At 62.6% G+C, this 8,820-nt stretch carries 7 protein-coding genes; 4 read left to right on the forward strand and 3 right to left on the reverse strand.

Annotated elements, in window-relative coordinates; genetic code table 11:
• On the reverse strand, window positions 1–308 hold a 308-nt coding region (locus AC1D1P_RS08175; protein WP_477672639.1), incomplete at its 3' end, for a GntR family transcriptional regulator.
• A gap of 198 nt (window positions 309–506) precedes the next feature.
• Here AC1D1P_RS08175 and AC1D1P_RS08180 point away from each other — a divergent pair.
• The 3 genes from AC1D1P_RS08180 to AC1D1P_RS08190 are packed head-to-tail and all read left to right on the forward strand — an operon-like array spanning window position 507 to window position 2,085.
• Window positions 507–863 (forward strand): hypothetical protein, encoded by a 357-nt coding sequence (locus AC1D1P_RS08180; protein ID WP_477669286.1) that lies wholly within the window; start codon window positions 507–509, stop codon window positions 861–863.
• 48 nt (window positions 864–911) lie between these two features.
• Window positions 912–1,559 (forward strand): LysE family translocator, encoded by a 648-nt coding sequence (locus tag AC1D1P_RS08185; protein WP_477669285.1) that lies wholly within the window; start codon window positions 912–914, stop codon window positions 1,557–1,559.
• A 49-nt stretch (window positions 1,560–1,608) separates the two neighbouring features.
• A complete protein-coding gene (locus AC1D1P_RS08190; protein ID WP_477669284.1) occupies window positions 1,609–2,085 on the forward strand; it encodes a RidA family protein in 477 nt (158 codons plus the stop codon).
• Between the two features lie 8 nt (window positions 2,086–2,093).
• Here the strand turns inward: AC1D1P_RS08190 and AC1D1P_RS08195 are convergent, their stop codons facing one another.
• Window positions 2,094–3,254, reverse strand: coding sequence for a PQQ-dependent sugar dehydrogenase (locus AC1D1P_RS08195; RefSeq protein ID WP_477672640.1), 1,161 nt, complete (start codon window positions 3,252–3,254; stop codon window positions 2,094–2,096).
• A 222-nt stretch (window positions 3,255–3,476) separates the two neighbouring features.
• Between AC1D1P_RS08195 and AC1D1P_RS08200 the strand changes: the two genes are divergently transcribed.
• On the forward strand, window positions 3,477–4,196 hold the full coding sequence (locus AC1D1P_RS08200) for a C40 family peptidase (RefSeq protein WP_477669283.1): 720 nt from the start codon (window positions 3,477–3,479) through the stop codon (window positions 4,194–4,196).
• A 101-nt stretch (window positions 4,197–4,297) separates the two neighbouring features.
• On the opposite strand, the gene AC1D1P_RS08205 is transcribed toward AC1D1P_RS08200, so the two are convergent.
• Window positions 4,298–8,820 (reverse strand): beta strand repeat-containing protein (locus AC1D1P_RS08205; RefSeq protein ID WP_477672641.1); only part of this gene is annotated, 4,523 nt, incomplete at its 5' end.

Consider the following 8,820-nt stretch of genomic DNA (forward strand, 5'->3'; position numbering starts at 1 on the left):
CCGACGTACTGTGCCGGATCCAGCCTGTGGCCGCATTCCGGCTCGCTGGGCGGCTGGATATCCATCCGGCGACGCTTGAGCACAAAGTAGCCCGAACGCGGCCGCGCCTCCAGCAGGCCTTCGTCTTCCAGCGTGTGGCAGGCCTCCACCGCCGTCGACAGGCTGACCTGGTGCAGCCGCGTCAGCGCCCTGACGGACGGCATGCGCTGCCCCGGCATCAAAACGCCGGACTGGATCGCCTGGCGGTAATGGCTGGAGAGCTGTAAATACAGCGGTTGCGACAGGGATGGCGAGGGTTGCAGGTCCATAAACCGAATGATCCGTGAAGGGGAAGCCGGGACACAGCCACAGATGGGGCGAAATCAGACCATAACAGATGAATAAACAGTCATCTGTACCGATACAGAAAGGACTTGCCTGGCTCTGTCGGGGAAGTGCCGGTCTCTTTAACCTTGATGTCTCCTTCCCCCGTTTTTCCAGTTCACCAACCCATGAATGGAGCCGCCATGAAAGAGCACTTTGCACCTCGCCACCTTCAACTGGACGCCGGTGAGTCCCTGTTTTTTCACACCAAGGCGGGCAGCGCCCTGATCAGCACCTCGGGCACGCTGCTGGTGACCGGCACCCCGCGCTGGCTTGGCGAGCAGGTCTTTCGCGACAGCATGCCGCTGGAGGCGGGACAGTCGCATACCGTCGCCCAGACCGGATGGATCACGGTGACCGCCCAGCACGGGGGCGCAGCATGCGTGCTGAACCAAGCCTCGGCAAAAGCCCCGGGCCAGACGGGAAGCGTGCTTTTAAGGTACTTTTCAGGAATCGTGAAGGCCGTGCGCAGCTGGCTGCGTAGCGCCGAGGCTGCATAGGCGCCGCCGGAAATAAATTGCCCCCATCATTTTTTAATTGATCTCACCATGACCACTTCCGCCTGGCTGCTCTTCATCACCATTTCACTTGTCACCGCGCTCAGCCCCGGGCCGGGCATTTTGCTGGCGGTTTCCAACGCCGTGGCCTGGGGGCCGCGCAAGACGCTGTGGAGCTCCACCGGCAATGTGCTCGGCGTGTTCGCCGTCTCCACCGCGGCCATGGCGGGCCTGGGCACTTTGCTGCACACGTCGGCCTGGCTGTTCGCTGTGCTCAAGGCCGTGGGCGCCGTCTACCTCATGTACCTGGGCTGGCGGCAGTGGACCAGCAAGACCTCGATGTTCGACACGCCCCTGTCTGACGGGACACACGCCGGAACATCCGCCGGAAAAAGCAATGCAGCATTGTTCCGGCAAGGCCTGCTGGTGGCGGTGACCAATCCCAAAAGCATCCTGTTCTTCACCGCGCTGTTCCCCCAGTTCATCCACCCGGAGGCGCCGATGCTGCCGCAATTCCTGGCACTGACCAGCGCCTTCGCTGCGTGCGTGCTGGTCTCCCACTTCACCTATGTGCTGCTGGCCAAACACACCCACCAATGGTTTGGCACGCCCCGCCGGGCCCGCATTTTCAATCGCCTCTGCGGCGGTGCGTTTGGCCTGCTGGGCTTGAGCCTGCTACGGTTGAAGAGCCCTGCCTGAAACACCCACATCACGCTCCATCCAACTACATCAAGAGGAATTCCTGTCCATGGAAGATTCACGCGACACCCGGTTCGCCGCAGTGCAGGCCGAACTCGGCTACAGCTTTGACGGTGAGATCAAGATAGGCGGCAATTACGTGCCTGTCGTGCAGCACGGCGACCAGGTCTTTGTCAGCGGGCAGATTCCGCGTGTCGGCAATACCGTGGTCGTTACCGGCCGCGTGGGGTCAGAAACGTCTGTTCTGCAGGCCCAGCTGGCGGCAAAAATCTGCGCCATGCGCGCGCTGGCGCTGCTGCGGCAAAGCCTCGGCAGCCTGGACCACGTGAAGCACATTCTGCGCATCACGGTGTTTGTGCAGTCGGCGCAGGACTTCACCCAGCAGAGCGAAGTCGCCGATGCCGCGTCTGAGGTGCTGTATGCAGTACTGGGCCCGGCCGGCGCCCACACGCGTACGTCTGTCGGCGTTGTTCAGCTGCCCAAGAGTGCGTCGGTCGAAATCGATCTCATTGCAGTAGCCGGCTAGCCCTGCATTCAGCCACCGGGCAGCAGGCGTATCAGCTTGCCGTTGTTGCTGTCGGTCAGCACGTAAAGCAGCCCGTCCGGCCCCTGGCGCACATCGCGAATGCGCTCTCCGGCTTCAGACAGCAGCTTGCTTTCACGCACCACCTTGCCGGCGAACGGCGACGCCAGTTCGATCCGGTCCAGGTAGCCGAACCTGAGCGAACCCACAAACAGGTTGCCGCGCCAGGACTTGCCATAACGCTCGCTGGTCAGGAACGCCATGCCGGAAGGCGCGATGGATGGCACCCAGTAATGCAGCGGTTGCTGCATGCCGGCCTTTTCCGTCAGGCCTTCGCCGATTTTTCCGCCGCCGTAGTTTTCGCCGTAGGTAATGACCGGCCAGCCGTAGTTGGCCCCGGGCCTGGGCAGGTTGATTTCATCGCCGCCCTGCGGGCCGTGCTCATGCATCCAGAAGGTGCCGTCGGGCGCCAGCGTCGCGCCCTGGGCGTTGCGGTGGCCGTAGCTCCAGATCTCAGGCAAAGCCCCTGGTTTGCCGACAAAGGGGTTGTCCTGGGGAACCGAGCCATCTTTGTTGATGCGGACAATCTTGCCATGGTGGTTGTCCAGCTTCTGGGCGTCTTCCTTGCGGCTGAAGCGCTCACCCAGCGTGAGAAAGAGCTTGCCATCGGGCGCGCCGTTCGGTGCCGCGCGGCTTTCCACAATGCGGCAGCCGAAATGCGCCGTGCTGGCCACCTTGGGCTTCTGGCTGAAGATGATTTTGAGGTTTTCCAGCCGGGTGTCGTCAGCGCTCAGGGTGGCGCGCGCCAGCGCCGTACTGTTGCCACTACCGGTGGCGGCAGGCTCTGAAAAGCAGAAATACAGCGTTCGGTTGCGGGCAAAGTCGCTGTCGACCAGCACGTCCAGCAGGCCGCCCTGCCCGCTGGCGGCAATCTCCGGCAGGGCGGCCACCGGCGTGCCCAACTTGCCGCCCGGCCCGACGACCCGCAGGCGGCCGGGGCGCTCCGTGACCAGAAAACGCTCGCCCGGTAAAAAAGCCACGCCCCAGGGGTTTTCCAGGCCGGCCGCCACGGTTTCAGGGCGAACGCTTTGAGCCTGCGCGGGCTGGAACATCACACTGGCCGCTATCAAAAATATAGCTGCTTGCGCACGCCGGTATTGGTTTAAAGCCATATTTCACTCTAAAAAAAACGTGAAAGCACATGAATCGGCCCGTCACGCCCATTTGACCGGGAAAACCGCCTTTTGATCATTCCCAAGCCGGGCCAAGGCGGTGTAAAACATGGCATACGGGGGTAATAAATCGGGTAATCCCCTACAAATTCGTTACAAATCAATGGGTTGTCAACGTTATCAAGAAACAACATGAGTTGACGTAGGACTAATCCGTCAAGTATGCTTGGCGCCATGCGAATGATTGCCCCTGCCCTCGTCATTGCCTCTGCCGCCCTGCTGGCGGCCAGCGTGCATGCAGCACCCGGCAATTCAGGCGGCGACAACGACATGGACAAACTGCTCGCCGACAAGGGCCTGCTGACCCAGATTGACAACGTCCGCCACAGCGTCACCAACAAGGCTTCCGAGCTGGTCGTCAACGCCATGGGTTTCCTGGGCGTGCCCTACAAGCGCGGCGGCAACACCGTTGAAACGGGGTTTGACTGCAGCGGTTTTGTACGCGCCATTTACGAGCAAAGCGTCGGGCTGCTGTTGCCCCGCCGCGCCGAACAGCAAGCCGCCGCCACCCAGCGCATCGACAAGACCGAATTGCAGCCCGGCGACCTGGTGTTTTTCAACACGATGAAGCGGGCCTTCAGCCATGTCGGCATCTACATCGGCGACGGCAAGTTCATCCACTCACCCAAGCCCGGCGCTGAAGTCCGCGTCGAAAGCATGGGTGTGAGCTACTGGCAGCGCCGCTTCGACGGCGCCCGCCGCGTACAGCCATCCAACGGGGTGGCGCAAGAGGCCACACCCCGCGCGGCCGCGTTGCCCGCCCGCCCGCAACAGCCGCAAGCTACCGCATCGGACAAGCCGCCAGCTCAGGCGGCAGCCCCGCAGGTGTCGGTTGCGCGGCAGGCTGAGCTGCTGATGCAGCAGGAACAGTACCGGAATTAAACCGGAGTTAAACCGGAGTTAAGGGCACAGGCGTCGCATCGACGCTAATCTCCGGGTCAAGTCAAGCTCAGGCCCCAGCCCGGCCATTCACCGGCCAGCCCTCAATCCTTATCTCTCCCATTGCCTGGTGACATGTCCAGCTCCACAGCCTGGCCGCTATCGATGGCGTCGCCCGCTTTGGCAGGGGTGCTCGAAACCAGAGAAGTCGTACCTTCACCGGCCAGCGCCAGCTGAAGCGTCGGCGTAGCTGCCCCTGCACCGTCAGCCCCGGCCCCGGCGTTGTCAGCCACGTTATTGCCGGCCGGAATCACACGGTTATTTTCCGCATTAGACGAAAGTTGCTGATTGCCCTGCGGCTTGCCGTTGACATTGACGAGGCCGCTGCCCGAATTGGTCACCTGGCCGAAGCTGCCGCTAACGCTGCCTTTTGGCGAATCAATGCTCACCTGGGCGGATGTGCCGGAAATTTGTACCTCGGTGACGGCCTCCACGGCCATGATGGGCGCAACCACGTTGGCCACCACGGTGTCGCCGGCCAGCGATGCCGAGTTGCTGGCAGTGACCACGACATTCACGTCGCCCTGCGCCTGCACCACCACATTGTTGCCGCTGATGTTGCCGCTGACGTTGCCGGTGCTGCTGCTGATCTGCACATTGCCCTGGCTGGTGGTAGTGCCGCTTACGTCGCCCTGAGCCTGCACGACAACGTTGTTGCCGGTGATGTTGCCGCTGATGTCGCCGGTACTGCTGCTGATCTGCACATTGCCCTGGCTGGTGGTGGTGCCGCTTACGTCGCCTACGGCGGCCACCGCCACTTCGCTGGCGGTGACGTTGGCCGAGACATCGCCGCCGCTGGTGACCTGGACGGCACCCAGGCTGATGGTGGAGCCGCTCACGTCGCCGCCGGCGTTCAGAGTGTTGGACTGTGTGGCGTCCTGCCCGCGCAGCGTGTGGTTGCTCAGGGCAACACTGCCGAGTGCGTCAATGCCGTAGCCTTTTACCCACAAGGTGCTGTCCAGACTGAAGTCACTGGCCACAACCTCAAACCGGCCGAGCGCGTTGGTCTCCGTGCCGCCCGTCACCATGTGCACATTGCCGCGGGTGCTGCCCGAGCCAGCGACGAGCCGCAGCGCGCGGGCTGCGCTGCCGGCGTTTTGCACATCGCCGTTGAGCGTAATGTTGGCGCCCAGGGTTGCCAGCGTTGTGTCGCCCAGCAGGTTCACCGGGGCATTGAACAGGATGCCACCCGCACCGTCCACTGTGACGTTGCCGCTGACGCCGGAGCCGCCCGCGCCGGCATTGAGCGTCAGGCCGTGCAGGGTCGAGCCGCCGAAGTACAGGTTGTAGGGGTTGTTTACGACCACGTCCTCGGCATAGGTGCCGGCGCCTACGCGGATATTGGCGCCGGTTGCCGCATTGCCCATGGCCGTCCCGATGGACAGYGCCTGKGTCCCGCCGCCCAGAAGRTTGCCRATACCCACCTGGAAGTCCTGYGTGGCCTGCGCACCGTTCCAGCCCTGGACGTAGCTGGAACCCGCGCTACCCAGGTTGACGGCATAGTCCAGTGCATTTTGTTGCGAAGCCTGCAGCCAGGTGTACTGGTAGTTGTTGTCCGCCGTGCCGGCATTGCGTACAGCAAAGTCAAAGCCCTGAATGTTGAGCGCACCAAAGTTGAGGCTCGCTGATTCATCCTGCATGTACACCGGGTTGCGTTCGGTGAAAGAGTTGGTGTTCGCCACCGTGATGTTTTTCACCTGCTGGTTGTAATGACGGTTGGCCTGGTAAAGCGCCAGGCCGCCCCAGGCGTTGTTGCGGGTGGTCGAGTTGCTGACGGTGACGTTGGCACTGTCGGTCAGCTGGATGCCGGCGCCCTGCGTGCTGCCGGTGTTGTTGCCCACCGGGGCGCCGTCGGCCGTCACACGGTCGATCAGCGCGCCGTCAACGCCATTGAGGTCCAGCTCGGCCCGGCCCGCGCCCCGGCTGGTGACGTTGCTGATGGAGAAGTTGCGCAGCCGCGCTGATGCGTCTCCGACGGGTGCTACCTTGATGCCGTAGGACCCGGCTACGTTGGCACTCGGGCCGTAAAGTGTGAAGTCCTTCAGCGAGACATTGTCGGCTGTCACGTTGATACCGTAGCCGCTGACGCCGCGTGCGTCGATCACGGTCGATCCCTGGCCCGAACCGGCCAGCGTCACGCTACGGTCGACCACCAGCGTGGAGGGCTGCACATAAGTGCCGCCGCCCACATTGACCGTGCCGCCGGCAACCACGGCATTGACGCCTCTCTGGATGCTGCCGCTGGCCTGCGTGACATAGACATTGCCGTCCGTCCATGTCACCAGGCCTCGCCCGGTGGTGTCGAGCGCATGGGTCACGCGGTCTTCGATGGCAAAACCGTCGGCCGCACCGTCGAAGACAGCGCCGCGAGCATCAACCGCAACAGCGTCCACCGAGATGTCCTGCCCGTTGTTCTTGAACTGGGTGCCGCCGCTGATGGCGACCGTGGGCTGGCCGCCATGGCCATTGCTCATGGTTTCAAAGCGTATGCCTGTCCGGCTGGAACCCTCGATGCTGCCGCCGGAGATGTTGACGCTTTGCAGGCTGGCCGGTGCGGCCGTGTAATCGGCGCTGTCACCGGCGATTCCGCGTGTTTTGATGACCACCGCCGCAGCCGTCGGATCACCCGAACTCGCGCCAGAATTTTTGACCGTCACGTTGTCAAAATTGATCGCATTGAAGTTGTCGTATTTCAGATTGATGTCGATGCCGGCGCCATAACGTTTATGCAGCGATGAAGATGCAGGCGCCCCATAGTTGCCGGCATTCAGGACGGCGACGTTCCTGAGAGTCAGGTTGTTCGCGGTTTCAAGATAAAAGCCCTTGAAGCTGGGGCCGTCCACCGTGACGTTCTCAAACAATGCGTTCTCAAAAGAGCCCGTGGCCACCGGAGCGCCGCCGACCATCTGGTAACCGTTGTAGGTCTGCACACCGATCTGTCCGCCGGTGATGGTGCTGTTGAGCATGCGGAAGTTGTCGGCCCGGGTCGTGGTGCCGTTGCGCATGCCGAAGGTGTTGTTGTTGAAAGCCACGCGATTGACGGTCACGTCGTTGGATGTACCGTTGATGCGCAAGCCGTACAGGTAGTCGGCAATCGACAGGTCGGAGAGCGTCACGTTGGWAGCATTGTTGATAGTGACCGCGTCGCCGCTGCCTGCGGCGGCGGACTGCAGCACCGTCTGCCCCACCCCCGCGCCGTCCAGCGTCAGCGACTTGGTGATGTTGACGCTGCCGCTGTAGTTGCCGGCCGCCACGTTCACCGTGCCGCCCGTGACCACGGCATCCACGCCGCCCTGGATGCTTCCCAGCGGGGTGAGTACGCTGCCCTGTGCGCCCGAAGAGCCCGTGGTAGCCACCGTCACGTGCGTGCGGTTGGACGATGTGTACGCCTGGTCCTGCACGGACCAGCCGCCATTGGCCGCGCTCAGGTCCAGCAGAGACTGCTGCTGTGACAGGGTAGGAGCGGCAGCGATGGGCGTGCTGTTGGAGACAGGGTTGGGATTCGATCCAACCACGTGCCCGTTCAGGTGCAGGTTCAGGCCCCACTCGTTGCCCACCGGGCCCTGGCTGTTGCCGGCCATGCCAATGCCGCTGCCGTCGGTGTACTGCACGGAGATGGCGCTCTTGGTATTTTCAATCCGGTTGCCTGTCACACTGCCCGTGTTGCGCCCGTCGATCAGGATGCCGTTGCGCACGTCATGGATGTTGTTGTTGCTGATCGTGAAACCGGTGACGCCATTGGCCACCGCAATGCCGCGGCTGATATTGGAGCCCCACGCATAACTTGTGTACGGCTGGTTAACAGGCCCGGCGATCTCCATCCCGGTGACCGTCACATTGTTGGCGGTAATGCTGATGCCGTTAACCTGCCCGGCATCGGGGACCACGATTTTTGCGCCGTCCAGGCCTGTCAGTGTCAGGTTGGCCTTGTTCAGGGTGACCTGCTCGGCATAAGCGCCTCCGTGAACATCTACAGAGCCCCCCGCTCCTGGTGTGCCTGTCTTTGAAATGTTGACGGCGTCCTGGATACGTGCCCCGCTGTACACATCGACCTGGCCTGCATTGCCGCTGACCTGGGTTGCGTCCAGTACCGACTTGAGAACCACCGTATGGCCGTTGACCACGATGGCATTGCTGGCTTGCTGAATGCCCTCCAGGTTGATGACGCCGGACAGCAGGTTGGCGGCATCGCCAACGCCCAGCAAGAGGGTCTCGCCGTTCAGGCTGGCATGGTTCATATTGGACACGCTCAAACCCGTTGCACCGCCCGGTATGGCGAACTCATAAAGTCCGCTGTTGAGCGACACGGTGACCGTGGCGGCGGTTGAGCCGGCCAGGGCAATCGTGCCGCCGGTGGCGGTGATGCTGCCGTGGTTGGTGACCGACGGCGCGACCAAAGCCACCAGGCCGGCATTTTGCGCGGTGATGCTGCCATGGTTGGTGATACTGCCGACGGCCCCGGTGATCTGTGCGCCGCCGGTGTTGATGAAGTTGTTGACATCAATGTTGCCCGTGGTGGCAATGAGCGAGCCCACATTGATCACGGCGTTTTGCCCGAACATCACAC

This window comes from Polaromonas sp. P1_E1_2 (assembly GCF_056406035.1).